At 74.4% G+C, this 21,250-nt stretch carries 20 protein-coding genes and 1 riboswitch; of the genes, 4 read left to right on the forward strand and 16 right to left on the reverse strand.

The features are described from left to right. Position 1: 1 nt before the first annotated feature. Together ACIGAQ_RS05470 and ACIGAQ_RS05475 are read left to right on the forward strand one after the other, a co-directional pair. The gene (locus tag ACIGAQ_RS05470; protein ID WP_399779326.1) at positions 2–637 is read left to right on the forward strand and encodes a potassium-transporting ATPase subunit C; all 636 of its coding nucleotides are present in this window, start codon (positions 2–4) and stop codon (positions 635–637) included. Between the two features lie 437 nt (positions 638–1,074). After that, positions 1,075–2,250, forward strand: a complete 1,176-nt coding sequence (locus tag ACIGAQ_RS05475) for a Rieske 2Fe-2S domain-containing protein (RefSeq protein ID WP_399779327.1) — start codon at positions 1,075–1,077, stop codon at positions 2,248–2,250. A 10-nt stretch (positions 2,251–2,260) separates the two neighbouring features. Here ACIGAQ_RS05475 and ACIGAQ_RS05480 read toward each other — a convergent pair whose 3' ends face one another. From ACIGAQ_RS05480 to ACIGAQ_RS05495, 4 genes are all read right to left on the reverse strand, one after another. Further along, positions 2,261–2,569 carry a hypothetical protein gene (locus tag ACIGAQ_RS05480; protein ID WP_311684535.1) on the reverse strand — a complete coding sequence of 103 codons (309 nt, stop codon included), beginning with the start codon at positions 2,567–2,569 and terminating at the stop codon, positions 2,261–2,263. A gap of 5 nt (positions 2,570–2,574) precedes the next feature. Further along, entirely contained in the window at positions 2,575–2,988 is a 414-nt protein-coding gene (locus tag ACIGAQ_RS05485; protein ID WP_399779330.1) for an SRPBCC family protein, read from the reverse strand. 87 nt (positions 2,989–3,075) lie between these two features. Beyond that, positions 3,076–4,743: an amidohydrolase gene (locus ACIGAQ_RS05490; protein ID WP_399779332.1), complete on the reverse strand. Its 1,668-nt coding sequence runs from the start codon at positions 4,741–4,743 to the stop codon at positions 3,076–3,078. A gap of 22 nt (positions 4,744–4,765) precedes the next feature. Then, complete coding sequence (locus ACIGAQ_RS05495; protein WP_399779334.1) at positions 4,766–6,268, reverse strand: APC family permease; 1,503 nt, start codon at positions 6,266–6,268, stop codon at positions 4,766–4,768. 157 nt (positions 6,269–6,425) lie between these two features. On the opposite strand from ACIGAQ_RS05495, the gene ACIGAQ_RS05500 reads away from it, so the two are divergent. Next, a complete protein-coding gene (locus ACIGAQ_RS05500; protein ID WP_311684543.1) occupies positions 6,426–7,160 on the forward strand; it encodes a TetR/AcrR family transcriptional regulator in 735 nt (244 codons plus the stop codon). Between the two features lie 9 nt (positions 7,161–7,169). Here ACIGAQ_RS05500 and ACIGAQ_RS05505 read toward each other — a convergent pair whose 3' ends face one another. From ACIGAQ_RS05505 to ACIGAQ_RS05535, 7 genes are all read right to left on the reverse strand, one after another. Continuing rightward, on the reverse strand, positions 7,170–8,762 hold the full coding sequence (locus ACIGAQ_RS05505) for an AMP-binding protein (protein WP_399779336.1): 1,593 nt from the start codon (positions 8,760–8,762) through the stop codon (positions 7,170–7,172). Further along, positions 8,759–9,718, reverse strand: coding sequence for an alpha/beta fold hydrolase (locus ACIGAQ_RS05510; RefSeq protein ID WP_399779338.1), 960 nt, complete (start codon positions 9,716–9,718; stop codon positions 8,759–8,761). The genes ACIGAQ_RS05505 and ACIGAQ_RS05510 overlap by 4 nt, the downstream gene beginning before the upstream one ends. Before the next feature lie 400 nt (positions 9,719–10,118). Then, complete coding sequence (locus tag ACIGAQ_RS05515) at positions 10,119–11,933, reverse strand: ABC transporter ATP-binding protein (RefSeq protein WP_399779340.1); 1,815 nt, start codon at positions 11,931–11,933, stop codon at positions 10,119–10,121. A gap of 293 nt (positions 11,934–12,226) precedes the next feature. After that, the gene (locus ACIGAQ_RS05520) at positions 12,227–12,556 is read right to left on the reverse strand and encodes an STAS domain-containing protein (protein ID WP_399779342.1); all 330 of its coding nucleotides are present in this window, start codon (positions 12,554–12,556) and stop codon (positions 12,227–12,229) included. Beyond that, positions 12,553–13,899, reverse strand: a complete 1,347-nt coding sequence (locus ACIGAQ_RS05525; protein ID WP_399779344.1) for a SpoIIE family protein phosphatase — start codon at positions 13,897–13,899, stop codon at positions 12,553–12,555. Before ACIGAQ_RS05525 ends, ACIGAQ_RS05520 begins: the two co-directional genes overlap by 4 nt. After that, the gene (locus tag ACIGAQ_RS05530; RefSeq protein ID WP_399780679.1) at positions 13,899–14,702 is read right to left on the reverse strand and encodes an alpha/beta fold hydrolase; all 804 of its coding nucleotides are present in this window, start codon (positions 14,700–14,702) and stop codon (positions 13,899–13,901) included. Before ACIGAQ_RS05530 ends, ACIGAQ_RS05525 begins: the two co-directional genes overlap by 1 nt. Positions 14,703–14,848: 146 nt before the next feature. Further along, positions 14,849–15,505 (reverse strand): maleylpyruvate isomerase N-terminal domain-containing protein, encoded by a 657-nt coding sequence (locus tag ACIGAQ_RS05535; RefSeq protein ID WP_399779346.1) that lies wholly within the window; start codon positions 15,503–15,505, stop codon positions 14,849–14,851. Between the two features lie 170 nt (positions 15,506–15,675). Here ACIGAQ_RS05535 and ACIGAQ_RS05540 point away from each other — a divergent pair, with 170 nt between their 5' ends. Beyond that, entirely contained in the window at positions 15,676–16,842 is a 1,167-nt protein-coding gene (locus ACIGAQ_RS05540; RefSeq protein ID WP_362284735.1) for an amidinotransferase, read from the forward strand. An 18-nt stretch (positions 16,843–16,860) separates the two neighbouring features. Here the strand turns inward: ACIGAQ_RS05540 and ACIGAQ_RS05545 are convergent, their stop codons facing one another. The 5 genes from ACIGAQ_RS05545 to ACIGAQ_RS05565 all read right to left on the reverse strand — a co-directional run bounded on the left by ACIGAQ_RS05545 (position 16,861) and on the right by ACIGAQ_RS05565 (position 21,212). After that, positions 16,861–17,715: an ATP-binding cassette domain-containing protein gene (locus ACIGAQ_RS05545; RefSeq protein WP_311684559.1), complete on the reverse strand. Its 855-nt coding sequence runs from the start codon at positions 17,713–17,715 to the stop codon at positions 16,861–16,863. Further along, positions 17,712–18,461 (reverse strand): cobalt ECF transporter T component CbiQ, encoded by a 750-nt coding sequence (gene cbiQ, locus ACIGAQ_RS05550; RefSeq protein WP_399779348.1) that lies wholly within the window; start codon positions 18,459–18,461, stop codon positions 17,712–17,714. The genes ACIGAQ_RS05545 and cbiQ overlap by 4 nt, the downstream gene beginning before the upstream one ends. 6 nt (positions 18,462–18,467) lie before the next feature. Beyond that, the gene (locus tag ACIGAQ_RS05555) at positions 18,468–18,842 is read right to left on the reverse strand and encodes an energy-coupling factor ABC transporter substrate-binding protein (protein ID WP_399779350.1); all 375 of its coding nucleotides are present in this window, start codon (positions 18,840–18,842) and stop codon (positions 18,468–18,470) included. Continuing rightward, positions 18,839–19,540, reverse strand: coding sequence for an energy-coupling factor ABC transporter permease (locus tag ACIGAQ_RS05560; RefSeq protein ID WP_399779352.1), 702 nt, complete (start codon positions 19,538–19,540; stop codon positions 18,839–18,841). Before ACIGAQ_RS05560 ends, ACIGAQ_RS05555 begins: the two co-directional genes overlap by 4 nt. 29 nt (positions 19,541–19,569) lie before the next feature. Beyond that, positions 19,570–19,755, reverse strand: a riboswitch (cobalamin riboswitch). Between the two features lie 77 nt (positions 19,756–19,832). Then, positions 19,833–21,212: a protein kinase gene (locus ACIGAQ_RS05565; protein ID WP_399780682.1), complete on the reverse strand. Its 1,380-nt coding sequence runs from the start codon at positions 21,210–21,212 to the stop codon at positions 19,833–19,835. Between the last annotated feature and the right edge of the window lie 38 nt (positions 21,213–21,250).

The raw sequence follows: 21,250 nt of genomic DNA on the forward strand, positions 1-21,250 counted from the left end.
CATGAACACCTCCCTCACGAACACCGCCCGGCTGCTCGGGGCGGGCCTGCGCGCCCTGCTGGTGCTGACCCTGGTGACCGGTGTGGTCTATCCGCTGGCCGTCACCGGCGTCGCCCAGGGGCTGTTCCCCGGCCGGGCGAACGGCTCCGAGACCAGGGCGGACGGCAGGGTCGTCGGATCGTCCCTGATCGGTCAACAGGGCTACGGCCTGGACTACTTCCAGCCCCGCCCGGCGCACGGCCTCGGGCGGAACACCCTCAACACCCGCTACCGGCTGATCGTCTCCGGGGCCACCAACCTGTCCGCCGACAGCGAGGTGCTCCTGCGGCAGGTCGAGGACGCCAAGGCCCAGGTGGTCCGGGAGAACTCCGTGCCCGGCCACCCCGTCCGGCCCTCCCAGGTCCCCGCCGACGCCGTCACCTCGTCGGGCTCCGGCCTCGACCAGGACATCTCCCCGGCCTACGCCGCCCTCCAGATCCGCCGCGTCGCGCAGCGCAACGGCCTCCCGGCCGACCGGGTCGAGCAGCTGGTCAAGGCCCACACCCAGGGCCGCACCCTGGGCTTCATGGGCGAGCCCCGGGTGAACGTCCTCGAACTGAACGTCGCGCTGAGGGAGCTGATCGAGCGGGACTCCTGAGAACGCCCCGGCCGGTAGCCCGCATACCGTGAGCCCGCGGGCGACGTCGTGAGTGCGCCCACTCGGTCACGTCCGCGCGACGACCGGTCCGGACGGCCCGCCACGACGGGAAGGCGCCCCCACGCCCACCTCGACGACCCTGCGCCACGCCCCGCTCGCCACCACGCTGGCCCTCACCGGGCCCGAGGCGCTCCGCGCCTAGACGACCGGCGTCGCGTCACGCCCGAAGGGCGCGGATCGCGCTGAGCGTCCACGGCGACACCTGCGTCACGGCGTTCGTGCAGCCGTCGGGCGCCGGCGCGGCGGCCCACGGCCCGTACCGGGAGACCGGCTGCTTCGCGCCGCCCGTCGGCCACTGAACGCCTGCCGGTCCGCCCTCACCCGTCCGTACGCGCCGGGCAGGGCGCGGCCGGGAGGCGGCCGTCACGATGAGAGGCATGACCGACACCGACAGGACCGGGACCTTTCCGGCCGGGACCTCCGCAGCCCTGACCGGGAGCGACCGGCCCGCCGGGGACCCCGCGCCGGCCCCCACCGTGACCGACCTGCGGCGCGTCGGGGCGAACCCCGACTTCTGGTACCCCGTCGCACGGTCGCGCAGCGTGCGGCGCGGGCGGGTGCGGGCGACCTCCTTCGCCGGTGAGCGCATCGCGCTCTACCGGGGGCGCAGCGGCGCCGTCCACGCGCTGGAGGACCGGTGCGCCCACCGGCAGGTGCCGCTGAGCATGGGTGTCGTGGAGGGCGAGACACTGCGCTGCTGCTACCACGCCTGGGCCTACCGCGGCGACGGCCGCGTCTCGCAGATCCCGTACCTGTCCAAGGGCGACCGCAGACCGCCGCGCGGTGTGCGCGGCTACCCCGTCCGCGAGGCCTACGGCCTGGTGTTCGTCTTCCCGGGCGACCCGGACAAGGCCGCCGCGACACCGCTGCCCGATCTGCCGGCCTTCGGCTCGCCGCGCTACCTGACCCTGACCTACGCGCGGAGCGTGCGCTGCCACTACTCGTTCATGCACGAGAACCTGCTCGACATGAACCACCAGTTCCTCCACCGGGGCGTCGTCGGCAGACTCCACCCGGAGCTGCTCGACCGCCGCACCGACGCCCGGTCGGTGGAGGCGAGGTACCTGTTCACGCACACCGGCGGCAAGCGGAACCGGGGCGCCAGCCTGCTGGCCGCCGAGGGCATCGGCGGCCGCGACTCCCGTGACGTCATGACCATCCGCACCGAGTACCCGTACCAGACGCTCGACCTGGTCCCGGAGAACGCCGAGCGCCCCGCCTTCCGCCTCTGGGTCGCCTACGTGCCCGAGGACGCCGAGCAGCGCAGGTGCCACACCTACGGCCTGCTCATGATCGAGAAACCGCGGGTGCCCGGCGCCCTGCACCTGGCCCGGCCGCTCATCCGGCGGTTCACCGAGCGCGTGTTCGCCGAGGACCGGATGGCCGTCGAGGCCGAGCAGCGGGCCTGGGACGAGCAGGGGGAGGACCGCAACCAGGAGGTGTTCTCCCTGATCCTGGACGTCCGCGAGGTGCTGCGCAGCAACGGCGTCCCGATCGCAGCAGGGCCCCGCCCCGCCGGCTGCGGCTCCGCCGCGCTGTGCGACGGCGGATGAGGGCAGCCGCTCAGGGCCGGGGGTCGGTCCGGTGCCAGCGGGGCCGGGCGTCGGGACCGCGGCGGCCCGCCACCGAGGCGCAGCGCGGGCACTGACGCCGCACCCGGTCCGCCGCGCCGCCGGACTCCGGGAAGGTGTCCGGCCAGCCCACGTGGGGGAAGCGCACCAGCTGCGAGCGGCTCAGGGACAGCCCGCAGACGGTCTCGTTGCGGCCCGGCTCCCAGGCGTGCACCTCTCCCGAGGGCAGCCGCCGCCGGCCCTCCTCCTCGTCGGTCCACTGCCCGGACGCCGCGACGGCGTACTGCTTGGCCCGTGCCACGGCGGTCAGTCCGCCGCGTCGTCGACGCGCAGCCGTACCTGTTCCTCCAGGCGCCGCAGACTGGTGTCGAGGGCGTCGCCGACGGGGCCCTCGCCCGGGTCGTGGCCGGCGTCGAAGAACGACAGGTGCAGCGTCACCTCGCTGGCCCCGCCGCCGAGGCCCGCGACCTGGAGCCAGCCCGCGTAGCCGCCCTGCTCGCGTGTGCCCCATTCGAGCCGCATCTGCTCCGGCCGGGCCCGCAGCACGGCCGGGGTGTCCTCGTCGGTGCGGTCCTCGTGCACGGTGACGGCCGGCAGCTCTCCGGCCTCCACGTGCAGGGCGTCCGGCAGCCAGCTCTCCAGCCGGCCCACGTCCGCGGCCCGGTCGAAGACGTGCTCCGGCGGTGCGGGCATCGTGCGGGAACGTTCGTACTCGGTCATCGCGGCACCCTCGGCTCGGGGACGTACAGCGCACCGCGTTCCCGGGCGGCCCGGTCCTAACCGCGCGATCGCCCCGGCCGCCGGGGATCAGGCGTCGGACGCGGCGTGGACCCGCCGGCCCTCGACGAACGTCTGCAGGACCCGGGTCGCGGCGATCTCCTGCGGCGGCCCCGCGAACGGGTCCCGGTCGAGCACCACGAGGTCGGCGTACCTGCCGGCGGTGATGCTGCCGGTGACGTCGTCGAGGTGGTTCACATGGGCGCTGCCCGCCGTATGGGCTGCGAGGGCGGTACCGAGGTCCAGACGCTGTTGCGGGAAGAAGGCCGGGGTGCCCGCGGGGGCGTCCGGGGCCACGCGGTTGACCGCCACATGGACCGCCTGGAGCGGATCGGGGCTGCTCACCGGCCAGTCGCTGCCCGCGGCGAGGGTGGCGCCGGCGCGCAGCAGATCGCCGAAGGGGTACTGCCACGCACCGCGCTCCGCGCCGAGGAAGGGCAGGGTCAGCTCGTCCATCTGCGGCTCGTGGGCGGCCCACAGCATCTGCAGATTGGCGCTCGCGCCCAGGGCGCGGAAGCGCGGCAGGTCGTCGGGGTGGACGACCTGGAGGTGCGCCAGGTGGTGCCGGGTGCCGCGCCGGCCGTTGGCCGTGCGGGCGGACTCCACCGCGTCGAGCGCCTCGCGCACCGCCCGGTCGCCCAGCGCGTGGAAGTGCACCTGGAAGTCCAGCGCGTCGAGTTCGGTGACGTACTTCCTGAGCTCTCCCGGCTCGACGAAGCTGATCCCGCTGTTGTCCGAGGCGCAGCCGCAGCGGGTCAGATACGGGTCGAGCATCGCGGCCGTGTGGTTCTCGGCGATACCGTCCTGCATGATCTTCACCGTGCCGGCCCGGAACCGGTCCCGGCTCAACTCCTCACGCCGGGCCACTAGTTCGGGGATCTGCTCGGCGCCGCGCTCACGGTCCCACCACAGCGCGCCGACGACCCGCGCCGTGAGCAGGCCCCGGTCGAGGGCGGCCCGGTAGGAGGGCGCCGGGTCGGTCATGTTCGTGTACGTGCCGACGATGGCGTCCTGCCAGGCGGTGACGCCGTGGGAGTGCAGCACCGCCTGGGCGCGCAGCAGCGCGGCGAGCTGTTCCTCCGGGGTCGGGTCGGGCACCAGGCGGCCCACCAGGTGGGCGGCGCCCTCCTGGAGCATCCCGGTCGGACGGCCGTCGGCGTCCCGCTCGATCCGGCCGTCGACGGGGTCGGGCGTGCGGGCGTCGATGCCCGCGCGCTCCAGGGCGCGGCTGTTCACCCAGGCGCCGTGGTGGTCGCGGTTGGGCAGGAAGACGGGCCGGTCGGGGACGACCGCGTCGAGGGCGGCGGCGGTGGGGGAGCCGCCCGGGAAGGCCTCCAGGGACCAGCCGCCCCCGGTGATCCACTCGGCGTCCGGATGCGCCTCCGCGTAGGCCTTGATCCTGCCCAGGTACGCGTCCGGATCGACCGTGTCGCCGAGATGGCACAGGCCGAGTTCGAGCCCGGCGCCCAGCGGATGGACGTGCGCGTCCTGGAAGCCGGGCAGCAGCAGTTTCCCGGCGAGGTCGACGACCTCGGTGCGCGGCCCGATCAGCTCGCGCACCTCGTCGTGCCCGACGGCCGTGATCCGCCCGCCGCGCACGGCCACCGACGTGGCACGGCTGCGGGCGGGATCGACGGTGTGCACGGGACCGCCGGTGAAGACGAGGTCGGCGGGTGCCGTGGCGTGAGGGTGTGACATGGGGGAGGACTCCAGGGGGGGGTCAGACCGCCGTGCGGTCCATGGGCAGGGTGAGGGCCTCGGCGTCGGTGCCGTGCCCCGTCGTGAAGTACGGCGAGCGCCGGACGTACTTGGCGACGACCGCCATGGCGAGACCGGCGAGCACGATCACGGCGGGCAGCGAGAACATGAACCAGCCGTTGTCCGGGCTCGGTTCGAAGTGATCGCTCATGGTCAGGTACGAGTGTCCGAGGTAGCCGCCGAGCCCCAGCAGCACCAGCCCGGACGCGGCCGGCACCCCCACGGCGAGCAGCGCCTCGCGCGGCCCCCGGTGCCGGGCGGACCGGAAGCGCACCGCGCAGGCGAGCGCCGTGAGGCCGTAGTACAGGGCCACGATCAGGCCGATCGCGTTGACGGCCGCCAGGAGCATGTCGCTCAGCCTGGGGATCGCGACCGCGCACACCGCGATCAGGGCGCCGACGGCCATCACCAGCACCGTGCCGGCGGCCGGTGTGCCGTAGCGCGGGTGGACCCGGGTCCACAGCGGGCCCATGGTGCGGTCGCGGCCCATGGCGAGCAGCCCGCGCGCGGTGGGGATGAGGGTCGCCTGCACGGAGGCGACCGCGGAGAACATCAGCGCGACCAGCGGCAGGGTGGCCCACGGCTCGGCGGCCAGCTTCCCGCCCAGGTACGGCAGGGCCTGCGGGCCGTTGCGCACCAGTTCGGCCAGACTCATCTCGCGCTGGAAGGCGACCGACGCGAAGAGGAACAGGCCGAGCATGGCGAACAGGGCGATCAGACCGCCGCGGGCCGAGTCGCCCGGGCTCTTCGTCTCCTCGGTGACACTGAACGCCGCGTCCCAGCCCCAGAAGAAGAACACCGCCAGGACCAGCCCCTGGGCGAACGCCGTGCCGCTGGAGATCTCGAAGGGGTTGAACCAGGACAGGGAGAAGGCGTGGTCGCCGGTGATCAGGGCCCAGCCGCAGAAGCCCAGCAGCACCGCGTACTCGAAGACCAGCAGGGCGAACTGGAACCGCGTGGCGGCCCGCATCCCGGTGACGGCCAGCGCCGCGAGCGCGAGCAGGATCACCAGCCCCACGGCCGTGCTGATCCCGGTGGACCCGGGGTCGAGGGCGACGCCGCCGAGCCGGCGCAGTCCGGCCTTGTTGGCGAAGAGCAGGACGACCGAGCCCATGATGGCGCTGGTGTAGGCACAGAAGATGATCGACCCGACCAGGGTGACCCAGCCGGTCAGGAAGCCGGGCCAGGGGCCGAGGGAGCGCCCGACCCAGGTGTAGCCGTTGCCGCAGTTGGGCTCGGAGCGGTTGAGCCGCGCGTAGGCCAGGGCGATGCCCAGCACCGGCAGGAACGCCAGCAGCAACAGCGCCGGGGCCTGCAGCCCGACGACGGACGCGATGGTGCCCATGCCGATGGCGATGCTGGTGGTGGCCGCGGTGCTGGACGCGGCGAGGGCGACGCCGTCGACGACGCCGAGCGATCGGCGCAGGCCGGGCGTGGAGGAGGACGAGGGCGGGGCGGACGACATGGATGGCTCCTCGGGGTCACGGGGGGAAGAGCCGCGCGGGAATGCGATCGAACATCCGGCGCCCATATTGGGTCAACCCTGTTGACGTAAGGCGGCCGAGGGTCGTTCACTGCTCCGTACCCGGCCACCGGAGGGTGGCGAAGGAGAGGATCCGGCCATGACGACCCGTGTCCCGCAGGAACGCAGACGCCGGCGCCCCACCCGCTCCGGAGTGCTGCTGTCGGAGGACCTCATCGTCGAGACGGCGCTCCGGCTCATCGGCGAGCACGGCCCCGAGGCGCTGAGCGTGCGCCGGCTCGGCGCGGCCCTGGGCTGCGATCCGACTGCCCTGTACCGCTACTTCGACGGCACCGACGACCTGGTGCTCGCCATCGCCGACCGCATCATCGGCGACGCCATGGCGGGCTTCGCCCCCGGGGACGACTGGGTGGCGGGGCTGCGCGAGATGGCCCTGCGCGTGCGCGCGGGCTACCTCGCCCATCCCCGGGCCGCCGCCCTGGCCGCGCACCGGGTGACCCGCCGCCGCAACGAGATCCGCGCCGTCGACACCGGCATCGGCCTGCTGCTGGGCGCCGGTTTCCCGCCGGCCGAGGCCGCACGGCTCTACCTGGCCTTCATCGACACCGTCCTCAGCCACGCCGCCACGGAGGCGGCCTTCCATGCCCTGCCGCGGCAGCGGCGGGAGGCCGACCAGCGCGCCTGGCGGGACGCCTACCAGGACCTCGACCCGGCGGCCTACCCGGCGCTGACCGCGGTACGGCGGGAGCTGCCCGCGATGGCGGACAGCTCCTTCGAACAGTCGGTGGACCTGCTGCTGGAGGCCCTGAAGGCCCGCGCCCCGCTCACCCGGCCCGGCGGGTCTCCGACCCCGGGACGCCGCCGTCTCCGGTGACCGGGACCCTCACCGCGGCCCGCCCTCGGCGGCCCGGGCGGCCAGCCGCACGCGGTCGATCCGGGAGTGGTGGCGGAGGTCGGTGGGGAAGCGGGGGTGGAACAGCACGGTGCCGATACGGCGGGCGTGCGGATGGTCGCGCAGGGCCGTGCGCAGGGCGCTCACGACCGCGTCCCTGCGCGCCGCGCGCTCCGGTTCGACGCAGAGCACCGCCCGCTGCCGCCCGGCGGGGCCGACGCCCACCAGGGCGGTGCGCCGCACCCCGGCGGCGGTGTCGGCCGTGGCCTCGACGTCCTCGGTGGTGAGGGTGAAGTCCTCGCCGGTGACCAGGTGGGCCTTGCGGCCCAGGTACCACAGGCGCCCTGCCTCGTCGACGCGCCCCAGGTCGCCGGTGCGGTGCCAGAGCGTGCCGTCGGCCCCGGTCCGCACGGCCGCCGTGGCCTCGGGCCGGGCGTGGTAGCCGGGGCTGACGACCGGCCCGGCGACGGCGATCTCGCCCAGGCCGGTGGCGTCGGCGTCCAGCACGCGCGCCTCGACACCGGGCAGCGGCCGGCCCAGACAGGTGCCCGAGTGGCCCGGCGGCGGCTGGACCCGCAGCACGCGCGACTGCTCGGCGTCGATGGCCGCGACGGGCAGGCACTCCGTGGCGCCGTGGACGCTGAGGATCTCCGCTCCCGCGGGGAGGGCCTTGGTGAGGGCCTCGGCCAGGCGCGGGCGCAGCGGAGTGCCGAAGGACAGCACGCGGCGCACCGAGGGCAGCGTCAGACCGCGCCGGGCGCAGTGACCGGCGATCAGGCCGAGCACCGCCGGTGACCCGAGCAGCACGGTCGCCCCGTGCTGCAGCAGGGGCCCCACCAGGTGCCCCGGGGGCGTGCGCGCCGGGGCCAGGTGGTCGACCTGCGGGGCGACGGTGGTCACGCCCAGCAGCGGGCCCAGCGCGGCGAACGGCAGGAAGCAGGACAGCAGGACGTCGTCCGCCCGGGTCCGCAGGACGGCGTCCAGGGCCGTGAGCTGCCCGGCCAGGGTGGCGTGGGCGTACTCCACGCCGAGGGGCCGCCCGGTGGAGCCGGACGTGAAGGCGATCGTCGCCAGGTCCTCCGGCCGGGGCTCCGGCACCCGCGGGGCCGGACCGGTGCCGTCCGGCACGGCCGACGGCAGGTGCCGCCCGAGGAGGTGGGCCTGCCCGGGGAAGCCGCGGCCGGTGACCAGGGCCGTCCGGACATGGCCGCGTCCCCAGCCCAGCGCGCGGCGCGCCACGTGCGCCAGGGGTTCCCCGATGAACACGCCGGGGGCGACCTCGTCCAGGCAGCGCCGCACCTCGGCGCGTGGCTCGATCAGCACGGGCACGGCGCCGAGCGAGGTCAAGGCGTAGACACAAGCGACGAGTTGGTAGGCGTCCCGGGTCATCACCACGGCCCTGTCGCCGGACCGCACCCCGGCCGCCCGCAGGGCGTCGGCGATCCGGCGGCAGCCGTCCAGCAATTGCGCGGCCGTCACGTCCTCGGCGGAGACGGGGCCGCTGCAGCGGACGACGGCGGTGGAGTGCGGCTCCTCGGCGAGGCGGGCCAGGCGGGCGGAGATGCTGTCGGGTACGGCGGTCATCGCTGTCCTCGCACAGGTTCGGGGAGCAGGAAGTCGCGGATGCGGAGGCCGAGTTCCGCCCCGGCGTCGTCCATGACGAGATGGCCGGCCCGGGGGAAGCGGTGCACGACGGCGTGCGGATGGCGGCGGGTCCACTCGGTGAGGACCTCCGCACTGAACACCGGGTCGCGCATGCCCCAGCCGATGAGCATCGGCAGCCGGGCGAGGTCGTCGGACTCCTCGGGCGGTGCGAGCAGCCGCCGGGCCGGGTCCGCGGGGCCCCGGGGGACGGCGCGCGCGAACTCCGTGATCGCCCGGCGGCTGCCGCGGCGGGCGTGCGGCAGCAGGCAGGCGCGGCGCTCGGCGGGACCGAGCCGGTGGGTGACGCCGAGACGGACCGTGGCCCGGGCGAGGGCGTCGGCGGCGTGCGCGGCGGCGGCCACCGGCCGGTGGTTGCGGAGCCGGCGCAGCCGGAACGGCAGCCGGTGGCCGTCGGACCAGGGGAACGCGATGGTGTCGAGGACCACCAGACGGGAGATCACCCCCGCGTTGCGCAGCAGCCGGGCGAGGTCGAGCGGGCCGCCCCAGCCGTGCACGACGAACGTCCAGCCTGTCGGCGTGACGCCCTCGTCGCGGACCACATGGCGGTACAGGGCGTCCACATGGTCCAGTTGGTGCAGGTGACGGTGGGCCGGGTCGGCCGGCGTCGCCGGGTGCCGGGACAGGCCGAGGCCGGGCAGGTCCGGGGCCAGGCACCGGGCGTGCGGGACCAGCGTGGGCAGCAGTGTGCGCCAGGCGTGGCTCCAGGTCGCGTTGCCGTGCAGGAACAGCAGGGGCCGGCCCGTACCCACGTCGAGGTAGTGCTGACCGGTCGACGGCACGAGCCGCCAGTGCTCGCGCGCCGGGTAGCCGGGCAGCAACTCCTGCAGGACGGTCCCGCGCGCGGCGGCGGACGTGCGCCGGCGCCCGGCCGTCACCGGCGGCCCGGGGCGGGACCGAAGCCGGCCGGGGCCGGGAAGCAGGGCAGGCTGCGTGGCGGGACGCGGAGGCCGGTCGGGGTGGTGATGTCGGCGCGAGTTTCCTTGCCGTTCCGGCGGTGGGACGCGAGGCGGACGGCGGAAGCTGTCAAGCGGGCACGCGGGGCTGTGGGCACCGCGCCACCGTAACGGCCGGTCACGCACCGTGACGCGACGTTCACTCGTGTGGCCCTCCGTCGTCACGCCCACGGGTGAAACGCCCGCGAGCAGCCGGGCCGCCGGGGCACGTCGCCCCATGAGACGTGCGGGCGTCTCCCCGGACGAGAGGAGACGGCCCGCCGTGCTACACCACGCCGGCCCGCCGGCCGTCTCCCCGGACGAGAGGAGACGGCCCGCCGTGCTACACCACGCCGGCCCGCCCGGCCGTGTCGTCGAGGAACCCGCCCGACTGGTGCTGCCACAGCTTCGCGTAGGCGCCGTCGAGCGCCAGCAACTCCTGGTGGCTGCCCTGCTCGACGATCCGGCCCCGGTCGAGGACGACGAGCTGGTCCATGGTCGCGACCGTGCTCAGCCGGTGTGCCACCACGAGCGCCGTCCGCCCCTCCATGAGCCGCCACAGCGCCTTCTGAACCAGCAGTTCGCTCTCGGAGTCCAGGGCGCTGGTCGCCTCGTCCAGCAGCAGGATCGGCGCGTCGCGCAGGATCGCCCGGGCCAGCGCGACCCGCTGGCGCTGCCCGCCGGACAGTTTCACCCCGCGCTCGCCCACCATCGTGTCGAAGCCGTCCGGCAGCGCGTCGGCGAACTCCGTGACGTGCGCGGCCCGTGCCGCCCGCCGGATCTCCTCGTCGGTCGCCTCCGGCCGGGCGAAGGCGATGTTGTCCCGCAGGGTGCGGTGGAACATCGCCGGGTCCTGCGGCACGTAGGCGATCTGCCCGCGCAGGTCGGCCTGGCGCAGCCGGCTGATGTCCTGGCCGCCGATGAGGATGCGGCCGCCGTCGATGTCCGTCATCCGCAGCAGCAGTCGCGTGAGCGTGGTCTTGCCGCCGCCCGACCGGCCCACGAGGCCGAGCTTCGAGCCGCTCGGCACGTCCAGGTCGAGCCCCTCGAACAGCGGTCGGCCGCCCCGGTGTGCGAAGGTCACCTTCTCGAAGCGGACGTCGGCCGCCCGGGGCCGCAGCGGCTCCGGCTCCGGCGGGTCGAGCACGGTCGGCGGCGTCAGCAGCAGTTCGGTGAACTGCGCGGCCTCCGTCATCGAACCCTCCAGCCGGCGGTAGATCTGGTTGAAGTCGAACATGATGCGGGTCGCATTGGTGTAGTACGTGAAGGCGACCACGATGGCCTCCACGCCGTGCGCGCCCCCGGCGAGCGTCACCGCGAGCAGCAGACCCACCGCGTTGGTCACCACGGACATCGGCGCGACCAGTGTGTCGATGCGCAGATTGCCGTAGTCCCACGAGCGCAGCGTGAGCCGGCGTGACGTGGCGACCCGGGAGCGGTGTTCGGCGGCCTCACGCTCCTCGGCGGCGAAGGCCCGCACGGTGTCCATGTTCATCAGACTGTCGGCGACATGCCCGGACACGCGGGCGATCGCCTCCTCACGCTCGTCGACGAGCCGCTGCCGCCGGCGGATGAGCGGCACCACCAGGACGGCCGTCAGCGCGATCATGAACAGCAGGCCCACGACGAGCAGCGGCTCGTAGCGCCACAGCACCACCGCGCCGAACGTCAGCGGCACGAAGCTGCCGACGATCTGGAAGGTGAGCGTGTCGACGAACGGCTCGAACCGGGAGGCGAAGCTGAGGACGCGCTTGGTCAGCGAGCCGGCGAAGTTGTCGTGGAAGAACGCGGCGTCCTTGGCGAAGAGTTCGTCCATCCCGATGACGTACAGGTGCTCGATGCCGAGGGCGTCGAGCCGGTTGAGGCAGTGCAGGGCGATCCGCCACAGCGCCTCCGCGAGCAGCAGCACACCGGCGAAGCCGAGCACGTACGGCAGTGCCGAGGCGGCCGTGACCTCCCCGTCGTCGGCGAGGTCGCCGACCAGTTTGGCGACGATAAGCGGCGCGATGTAGTTGATGCCGATGTTGCCCAGCGCCGAGAGCAACATGGCGGGAGCCGTCCACCGGCGCAGCCGGGACAGCTCCCTCCCGTAGTACCGAAGTGCCAGAAGGACCGAGCGTTTGCCCGGCTGAACCCTGCGTGATCCAGGCGTTTCCATCCCACCCCTGTGTCGTCCTGCGGCCGCCCGTCCCGCGCGCGTGCGGGCAGGGGGCGTCACCGCAACGGATGTGTGGAGTTTCGGGTCGAGTCCGGAAGTCTCCCGCGTCCGCGACGGCGCAGTCCAAGCGTTTTCCGGCCGGGCGGTGGTGTGCGGGGAGCGCCAGGAGGCGCGGCGGGCGGAGCCGGCGCGCCCGGCAGGCGGCACAGCGGTGGCCGCGCGCGCCCGTCGCACGGCCGGACGGCTGGACGGCGGGGCCGGGGTCGTCCCTCAGGGCGCCGCCGCGCCCCACGTCACGGCGCGGTGGCGTCCGGGCGCAGGGTGAAGACCCGGTCCAGGCCGACCAGGGAGAGGACGCGCATCAGGTTGGCCGGTGCGGCGGCCAGCACGATGTCGGCCCCGGCGGCCAGGGCGTGCTGGCGGGCGGCGAGCAGGGCGGTGATGCCGGAGGAGTCGCAGAAGCCCAGGCCGGACAGATCCATCTCCAGGCACTGTCCGGACGTCAGCGCGAGCTCGTCGATCCGGCGGCGCAGCTCCGGGGCCCGGTCGAAGTCGAGGTCGCCGGCCACCCGCAGGACCGGGCCGTTCGCGGCGGAGTGGAGGTCGATGGTCAGCGGGTTCACGGCAGGCGGCTCGTCGCGGGAGGTGTCACGGGGGCGGGGGAGGCGGGGACGCCGAGGGCGAGCAGGGCGGTGTCGTCGTCCAGCCCGTCACCGAAGCCCTCCAACAGCCCGGTGAGCGCGGTGACGACCTCGCGCGGCGTGGCGGGCGCCCGGCCGGCACCGAAGGCGAGCAGGGCGTCCTCCCCGTACCGGTCGTCCCGTCCGGGCCCGCTGCGGGCCTCGGTGAGACCGTCGGTGTACAGCACGAGCGTGTCACCGGGGTTCAGGACGGTCGAGGCGGTGCCGATCGGCGCGTCGGTGAGCACCCCGACGAGCATGCCGCCCGGCGTCGGCAGGTACTGCGCGCTGCCGTCGGACCGCAGGACGAGAGCCGGCGGGTGCCCGCCGGCGGCCAGGCGCACCACCGCCGGGCCGTGTTCGCCCGCGGGCTCGACGATCCCGAAGATGCAGGTGCAGTAACGGGGGTTGCCGTCGGCCGTGTACCGCTCGTGCAGCACGGCGTTGAGCGTGGCCAGCGCCGCGGCCGGCTCCGGGTCGAGGTGGGCGGCGGCCCGCAGGGTGTAGCGCGTCAGCGAGGTGAGCGAGGCGGCCTCGGGCCCCTTGCCGCACACGTCGCCGAGGAAGAACGCCCACCGGTCACCGGCCACCGGGAACAGGTCGTAGAAGTCGCCGCCCAGCCGGTCGGGCGAGGCCGTGTGGTAGTGGACGGCCGTCTCCAGGCCCGGCACGGCGGGCAGCGAGTCGGGTACGAGGGACTGCTGCAGGACGGCGAGCGCCGCGGCCAGCCGGGCCCGGTCGGCCTCCGCCTGCCGCCGAGCCGCCTCGGCCTCGGCACGGGACCGTTCCGCCTCCGCACGGGCACGCTCCGCCTCCTGGCGCCGGCGCAGCAGCTCCTCCTCGTAGGCGCGCCGGTCGGAGGCGTCGAAGACGGTGGTGCGGATCAGCAGCGGCTCGCCCTCGGTGCCGTGCTTGACCACGGCGGAGACCAGCACCGGCAGCCGGCCGCCGCCCTCGCGCCGCATCTCCAGCGCGACCCCGCGCAGTTCGCCCTGCATGCGCAGCAGCGGCGCGAAGTGGGTCTCGTGGTAGAGCCGGCCGCCGACCGTGAGCAGGTCCGTGAAGCGCTTGCGCCCCACCACGGCCTCGCGTTCCAGGCCCAGCCAGTCCAGCAGCGTGGCGTTGATCTTGGCGATGGTGCCGTCCATCAGCGTGGACAGATAGCCGCACGGCGCCGACTCGTAGAGGTCTTCGGCGCTGTCCTCCAGCAGAGCGGTGAACGCCGCGTCCGTGCTCGCCCCGTCCCCGGTCTCGGCGGGGTCCGGCACACCGCCCGTGCGGCACATCACCGGACGGACTCCAGGAAGTCGAGGATCGCCGCGGCGGTGGCCTCGGGGGCGCTCAGCTGCGGGCAGTGCCCCGTGGCGTCCAGCGTGACCAGGCGGGAGGACGGGATGGCGGCGTGCACGTAGGCGCCGACCTCGCGGGGCGCGATGGCGTCCTGCTCGCACTCCAGCACCAGGGTCGGCACGTCGACGCCCTTGAGGTCCTCGCGGCTGTCGGTCAGGAACGTCGTACGGGCGAAGACCCGGGCGATGTCCGGGTCGGTGGCGCAGAAGCTGTTGGTCAGTTCCCGGCCGAGCTCCGGGCGGTCCGGGTTGCCCATGATCACCGGAGCCATGGCGGACGACCAGCCCAGGTAGTTCGCCTCCAGCGAGGCCAGCAGCTCGTCGATGTCCTCGGTGCTGAAGCCGCCGCGGTAGTCCCCGCTGTCGATGTAGCAGGGGGAGGGCGTCACCATCACCAGGGCCCCGATCCGCTCCGGCGCGGCCTGGGCGGCGAGCACGCCCACCATGGCGCTGACCGAATGGCCCACGAACACCACCTGCCGCAGGTCGAGTTCCTCGCAGACCTCCACGACGTCGCGGGCGTAGCCGTGGAGCGAGGAGTACCGCTCCTCGGTCCACGCCGAGAGGTCCGACCTGCCCGAGCCGACGTAGTCGAACAGCACCACCCGGTAGCGCCGCGCCAGGACCGGCACCACCAGGCGCCACATGTTCTGGTCACAGCCGAACCCGTGTGCCAGGAGCAGCACGGGGGCGTCGTCGGGGCCGGTGACGTTCACGTGGTTCCTGCGGCGGATGTCCATACCGGCCATGCTCCCACCTCGCCCGGAGCCGTTCGACGGGGGGCCGGACGAGGGACCCGAACGGCCGGGCCGACGATCGGGCAGCCGGGGCGAAGCCCTGGAACAGCCGGCTCGAAGGCCCTGAGGCGACCGTGGCGGAAGCCCGGTCAGCCGAGGTACAGCGGGAACCGCGCGGCCGCATCGCCGAGCGCGGCCCGTTCCGCCCCGGTCGGCTCCCGCCTGCCCGTGCCGATCAGCAGCGCGTCCGCATCGGAGAAGGACGCGGGGAACGCACGGCCCGCGATCCGCTCCAGCAGCTCTCGGGACCGGCTGAGGGTCGCCGCCGGGGGCTGCTGCGGGTCCGGGAGGTGGGCGATCAGGTCCAGGTGGTGCAGCGTCCACTCCAGCACGTACACCGAGAGGTAGTCGGCCACCGTGAGCACCTCGTCGCGGGTGCCGACCCGGCCGGCCGGATCGGCGAGCGCAGCGGCACGGCCCGCGGCGGATCCGACGTCGTCCAGGTGGAACTTCAGCAGGTGCGGCTCCTGGTAGGCGGCGGCCAGCCGGACCGTCAGCGCGTCCAGCGGGTCCTCACCGGTCGGCGGGGTGCCGGAGACCTCCCAGTAGGTCACGGCGTCACGGGTCGGTTCCCGCCGGGACGGCGTCGCCAGGGTGATCAGGACGTCCTGCGCGTCGATGACCAGGTGACACACCAGGTCCCGCACCAGCCAGCCGGCACAGCCGGACGGGCGCGCGAAGTCCTCGTCGGAGAGATCGGCGACGGCCGCACGCAGCGCCGTCCAGGAGATCGAGAAGAGATCCACCTCGGCAACGTAGTGAAGTGCCCGAAGCTGGGCAACCGTAATGCACGGCCGGCCCGCCCGCGCGGGCGTCGATGCCCCGTGCGACGGCTGACGGCACACCCCGGCGGGCCGCCTCGCGCCGCGTCCCCGCGCGGCGCCCAACGAAGCTTGCGACCGGAAGAGTGGTGAGCATGGCGGTCACACACGGTCCCGGAACAGCCACCGCCGCCGGCGAGGCCGCGAAGCACCCCGCCGCGGCCGGCCCGAGCGCGGAACACCTCGCCCGGCCGGTCAACTCGCACAACGAGTGGGACCCGCTGGAGGAGATCATCGTCGGGCGTCTGGACGGGGCGACGATCCCCTCCGGCCACCCGGTGGTCACCTGCAACGTGCCGCCCTGGGCCGGGCGCCTGCAAGGCCTCGCCGCGGGCTTCCGTTACCCGCGTCTGCTCGTCGAGCAGGCCCAGCAGGAGCTCGACGGCTTCGTCGCGCTGCTGGAGTCCCTCGGTGTCACGGTCCGCCGCCCGGACGCGGTCGACCACCGGCGCCGCTTCGCCACGCCCGACTGGTCCTCGCGCGGATTCTGCAACACCTGCCCGCGCGACAGCATGCTCGTGATCGGCGACGAGATCATCGAGACGCCGATGGCCTGGCCGTGCCGGTACTTCGAGACGCACTCCTACCGGCCGATCCTCAAGGACTACTTCCGGCGCGGCGCGCGCTGGACGTCGGCGCCCAAACCGCAGCTGACCGACGAGCTGTTCGACCCGGACTTCCGTGTCCCGCGGGACGGCGAGCCCATGCGGTACATCCTCACCGAGTTCGAACCCGTCTTCGACGCGGCGGACTTCGTCCGGGCGGGCCGCGATCTGTTCGTGACGCGCAGCAACGTCACCAACGCGATGGGGATCGACTGGCTGCGCCGCCACCTCGGCCCCGGGTACCGCATCCACGAGATCACCAGCCGCTGCCGTACGCCCATGCACATCGACACCACGTTCGTGCTGCTCGCCCCCGGGAAGGTGCTGGTCAACCCCGAGTACATCGACCCCGGCCGGCTGCCGGACGTCCTGGACGGCTGGGACGTGCTGGTCGCGCCCGAACCGGACCCGATCGACGAGCGGCTGCTCAAGGTGACGTCGATGTGCGGCAAGTGGCTCAGCATGAACGTGCTGATGGTCGACGAGAAGCGGGTGATCGCCGAGCGGCACCACACCGGCATGCTGCGCGCCCTGGAGCGGTGGGGTTTCGAGCCGATCCCGTGCGACCTGCTCCACTACGCCCCGTTCGGCGGCTCGTTCCACTGCGCGACCCTCGACGTCCGGCGCCGCGGCGAGCTCCGCTCCTACGTCGACTGACCGCACCGCGGCGGGAGTTCAGGCCCCGGAGGCCGCCGGCCGACCGGCCGCCAGGGCGGCGAGTTCTGCGGGCGTGCGCGGCCCCGGCCGGTTGCCGGTCAACAGCCCCTGGGCGCGCAGGAGTTCCGTGACGGCGGCGCCCCACGGCAGCCGCAGTCCCGCCGCGCGCAGGAGATCGGCGCGGGCCAGGACGGTGGCCGCGGGGCCGGTGCGGACGCCGGACGGGGTGAGGAGCGCCGCGTCGTCGGCCCAGGCCAGCGCGAGGTCGACGTCGTGGGTGGCCATCACCACCGTGGTGCCGCCGGCGCGGAGCCCGTCGAGCGTGGTGAGGAGCCGTTCCTGGCCGTCGGGGTCGAGCCCGGCCGTCGGCTCGTCCAGGATCAGCACCCGGGGCCGCATGGCGACCGCGCCCGCGATGGCGGTGCGCTTGCGCTGCCCGTAGGAGAGCAGGTGGGTGGGCCGGGCGGCCAGGGCGGTGATGTCGAGGGCGGCGAGCGCCTCGGCCACCCGCGCCCGGACCTGCGCGTGATCCAGGCCCAGGTTGAGCGGCCCGAACGACACGTCCTGTTCCACGGAGGCGGCGAACAGCTGGTCGTCCGGGTCCTGCACCACCAGCTGCACGGCCGTCCGCAGCCGCGTCAGGCCCTTGCGGTCGTAGGTCACCGGCCGCCCGTCGACCGTCAGCCGGCCCTCGTCCGGCTTCAGTCCACCGCTGAGCAGGCGCATCAGGGTCGTCTTGCCGCTGCCGTTGCGGCCGAGCAGTGCCAGCGCGCGGCCCTCGTGGATGTCGAAGTCGAGGCCGCTGAGCACGGCCGGGCCGTCCTCGTAGCCGAAGGACGCGCCCCGCAGGGCGACGAGGGCGGGCTCGCTCATGTCAGCGGCCTTTCCAGGATCAGGGCGAGGGCGGCCAGCGCCCCGAGCAGGGCGCAACTGGCGGCCGTGAAACGGGCGGAGACCCGGGCCTCGGGCACCAGCACGCGCAGGGTGCCGTCGTAGCCGCGCCCGGCGAGCCCGGTCTGGAGGCGGGCGGCCCGGTCGAAGGACCGGACGAACGCGGTGGCGCCCAGGCCCGCCAGGGAACGCCACTCCGCCGCCCGGCTGGTGTGCCCCAGGCGCGCGGCCTGGGCCTCCCGGACCCGGCGCACGGAGTCCAGCAGCAGGAAGCTCATCCGGTACGTCACGAGCGCCACGTCGACGACCGGCGCGGGGATCCCGGCCCGTACCAGGCGCGGCAGCAGGTCGGACAGCGGCGTCGTGAAGGCGAACAGCAGCACGCCCAGGGAGGCCGCCGAGGTGCGCAGCAGCAACTCCCCGGCCCGGACCGGCCCGTCACCGGCGAGGGAGACGAAACCGTCCGGCCCGCCGACCTGGACGAGCAGTGTGAGCGCGCCGGTCACGCAGAAGCCCAGCGGCACCCGGTAGGCCCGCCACAGCTGCCGGCCCGGCACGCCCGCCGGCCCCAGCAGCAGCACCAGGGCCGCCACCAGCACCAGGGCCGCGCCCGGCCACGGCGGCAGCGAGATCGCGAGCACCGTGAGACCGAACCCGAGCACGGCCTTGTCCACGGGGTGGCGGCGGCGCCAGCGACTGCTGTGCGCCGCCACGTCGATCGGCAGCACGCGGACTCAGTCCCGCCCGTCGGCGGACTTCCCGCCCGCGCCGGCGAGCACGCTCCCGGTGTCCCCTTCCCGCTCCAGCGCCCGCTGCTCACCCTGCCGCCGGCCCCGGCGCAGCCCGAAGTAGTAGGCGAGGACACCGGCGCCGAGCGCCGCCTGGAGGGAGAACAGGGCCGACTCGATCTCCCCGGACGGTGGTTCGTACAGCGGGGAGAACCACGGCTCGTAGTCCGGCTCGATCTCGGTGATCGCGGTCTCGGCCTCGCCGTCGGCGCCCGCGAACGGCTCGTCCTTGTGGTCGCCGAGACCGAGGGCGAGCGGCAGCACGGCGAGGGCGGCGACGACGGCCAGCAACAGCAGGTTGATCTTCGTGTTCCGGCTCATCGGGCCACCGCCTCCGCCTCGGTCCTCGACCCCTTCGTGTTCGGCAGCACGCCCAGCCGGGCCAGTTCGCCCCTGCTGGACTGCACCAGCAGCCGCATCACGAGCACCGTCAGCAGCCCCTCGCTGACCGCGAGCGGGATCTGGGTGACGGCGAAGATGGACCCGAACTTGCCGAGCGCGCCCAGGAACCCACCGGCCGGGTCGGGGAACGCCAGGGCCAGCTGCACGCTGGTGACGCAGTAGGTGGACAGGTCGGCGACGAACGCGCCGGAGAAGACGGCCACCATCAGCGGCACGTCGTACCGGCGCAGCAGCCGGTAGACGGCGTACCCGGCCCAGGGGCCGACGATCGCCATGGAGAAGACGTTGGCGCCGAGCGTGGTGAGCCCGCCGTGCGCCAGCAGCAGCGCCTGGAAGAGCAGGGTGATCGTGCCCAGCACCGCCATGATCGGCGGCCGGAACAGGATGGCCCCCAGGCCGGTGCCGGTGGGGTGGGAGCAACTGCCGGTGACGGACGGCAGCTTCAGGGCCGACAGGACGAACGTGAAGGCGCCGGAGGCACCGAGGAGCAGCGTGCTCTCGGGGTGCTCGCGCACCTCACGGGTGAGTGACCGGACTCCGTGGACGACGAACGGCGCCGACGCGACGCCCCAGGCGGCCGCGTGCACCGGAGGCAGAAAACCCTCGGCTATGTGCATGGCTCAGCAGACCCTCTCCAGCACCTCGTGGATGGTTGACGCGCCTTGGCCGGTCTCCTGGCTGACGGGTACCACCGCCCGAACTCCGCCTTCCCGGGTCACGAGGACCCAGTGGCTGCCCGCGAGGGCCGGAGCCGGACTTCCCGATTCACAGTGGCGAGGGCCGCACCGGCATCACACCGGATTTCCCGTTCACCAAGGCGTGGTGACAATAAGGCCGCGATAAGGGCGATGACAAGCCGCCCCAGGGGGCGCGCGAGGGGCGCCCGCTCGCACACCGGCGCAGACCCGTTCAGTCGTCGCCCTCGTCGTCCTCGTCCTCCCCGCCGTCCACGGGACCCCGGGGAGGATGCGGCTTCGGCTGCTCCACCTGTTCCGCGCCGCCCCCGCTCGTCTCCCGCTCCGGGCCCGGCGGTTCGGGCGCCGGCTCGGAGGGAGCGCCGGTCTCGGGTGCCTCGGCGGACGGAGTGACATCGGCCACCGTACCCACGGTCGACGTCCCGCCGTCCTGCGCGGTGGAGGCGAGCGGGTCGGCCGATGCCCGCGGCTGCGGGTCCGAGGGCGAGGCCGGGCTGCTCGCCGAGGGCGAGGCGTCGGGTTCGGTGCCCTTCGTCGCGGTGTCGTCGGGCGAGAACCAGACCATGCCGAGGTACATCGCGGCGAGGAAGAGGGCCGCGGCGGCGGCCGTGACGGCCAGGCGCGAGCGGTGGTCGGGGCCGCTGCGCGGCGCCGCGCGGCGGGCCCGCCCGCCCGGGGCGGTGCGCGCCCCGGTGGGCAGCGCGTAGGTGGCCGGGGCGCCCCTTCCGGCCGGCGCGTGGGCCGCGGTGTTCGCCCGGGCCGGTGCGTGCGCCGACGGCCCCGGCGGCGGCGAGGACGCCGGGCGCGTGGCCTCCGGCAGCGGCTCGGGCCGCCCCTGCCAGGCGCCGCCGGCGAACCACTCGGCGGCCTGCTGGGCCGACGGCCGGTCCTCGGGCTGCTTGGCGAGCAGTCCCAGCAGATAGTTCTCGAACGCCGGCGGGAGACCGGCGACGCCGAGTTCGCGGGGCGGCACGGGAGCGGCGTCGAGATGCTGGTGGAGGAGCGCGACGGCGGTGTCGGCCTGGAACGGCGGGCGGCCGCTGAGCAGCTGGTAGAGCACGCACCCCAGGGAGTACATGTCCGAAGCGGGGCCGGCGGGCTGCCCCAGGGCGCGCTCGGGTGCCAGGTAGAGGCCGGTGCCGACGATCTGCCCGGTCGCGGTGAGCGCCGCGCCGGGGTCGTCGAGGAAGCGGGCGATGCCGAAGTCGCCGATCTTCAGGGTGCCGTGGGGGTCCAGCAGGAGGTTGGCGGGCTTGATGTCGCGGTGGACGATGCCGTGGGAGTGCGCGGCGGCGAGGCCCGCGGCGGCCTGGGCGGCGAGATCCGCCACCCGGCCGGCCGGGAGGGCGCCCGACGCGGCCAGCACCCCCGCGAGGCTGTCGCCGTCGACCAGTTCCATCACCAGGTACAGCCGGTTGTCGTACTCGCCGAAGTCGAGCACGCCGACCAGGTTCGGGTGGTTGAGACGCCCGGCGGTCTGCGCCTCCAGGCGGAACCGGGAGGCCGCCGTGGCGTCGGTGTCCTGGGGGAGCAGCAGCTTGACGGCCACCGCCCTGGCGAGCGTCTCGTCGTACGCCCGCCAGACCTCTCCCATTCCACCGCGCCCGATCTCAACATCCAGCCGGTAGCGGC

Source organism: Streptomyces sp. NPDC085932 (genome assembly GCF_044540525.1).
GTDB classification, from domain to species: Bacteria; Actinomycetota; Actinomycetes; order Streptomycetales; family Streptomycetaceae; genus Streptomyces; species Streptomyces levis.

Bases quoted from the DNA above. Each gene is read 5' to 3' on its own strand.
- ACIGAQ_RS05470 (WP_399779326.1), top strand. From the start codon at position 2: ATGAACACCTCCCTCACGAACACCGCCCGGCTGCTCGGGGCGGGCCTG.
- ACIGAQ_RS05475 (WP_399779327.1), top strand. From the start codon at position 1,075: ATGACCGACACCGACAGGACCGGGACCTTTCCGGCCGGGACCTCCGCA.
- ACIGAQ_RS05485 (WP_399779330.1), bottom strand. From the start codon at position 2,988: ATGACCGAGTACGAACGTTCCCGCACGATGCCCGCACCGCCGGAGCAC.
- ACIGAQ_RS05490 (WP_399779332.1), bottom strand. From the start codon at position 4,743: ATGTCACACCCTCACGCCACGGCACCCGCCGACCTCGTCTTCACCGGC.
- ACIGAQ_RS05495 (WP_399779334.1), bottom strand. From the start codon at position 6,268: ATGTCGTCCGCCCCGCCCTCGTCCTCCTCCACGCCCGGCCTGCGCCGA.
- ACIGAQ_RS05500 (WP_311684543.1), top strand. From the start codon at position 6,426: ATGACGACCCGTGTCCCGCAGGAACGCAGACGCCGGCGCCCCACCCGC.
- ACIGAQ_RS05505 (WP_399779336.1), bottom strand. From the start codon at position 8,762: ATGACCGCCGTACCCGACAGCATCTCCGCCCGCCTGGCCCGCCTCGCC.
- ACIGAQ_RS05515 (WP_399779340.1), bottom strand. From the start codon at position 11,933: ATGGAAACGCCTGGATCACGCAGGGTTCAGCCGGGCAAACGCTCGGTC.
- ACIGAQ_RS05525 (WP_399779344.1), bottom strand. From the start codon at position 13,899: ATGTGCCGCACGGGCGGTGTGCCGGACCCCGCCGAGACCGGGGACGGG.
- ACIGAQ_RS05530 (WP_399780679.1), bottom strand. From the start codon at position 14,702: ATGGACATCCGCCGCAGGAACCACGTGAACGTCACCGGCCCCGACGAC.
- ACIGAQ_RS05540 (WP_362284735.1), top strand. From the start codon at position 15,676: ATGGCGGTCACACACGGTCCCGGAACAGCCACCGCCGCCGGCGAGGCC.
- ACIGAQ_RS05545 (WP_311684559.1), bottom strand. From the start codon at position 17,715: ATGAGCGAGCCCGCCCTCGTCGCCCTGCGGGGCGCGTCCTTCGGCTAC.
- ACIGAQ_RS05555 (WP_399779350.1), bottom strand. From the start codon at position 18,842: ATGAGCCGGAACACGAAGATCAACCTGCTGTTGCTGGCCGTCGTCGCC.
- ACIGAQ_RS05560 (WP_399779352.1), bottom strand. From the start codon at position 19,540: ATGCACATAGCCGAGGGTTTTCTGCCTCCGGTGCACGCGGCCGCCTGG.
- ACIGAQ_RS05565 (WP_399780682.1), bottom strand. From the start codon at position 21,212: ATGGGAGAGGTCTGGCGGGCGTACGACGAGACGCTCGCCAGGGCGGTG.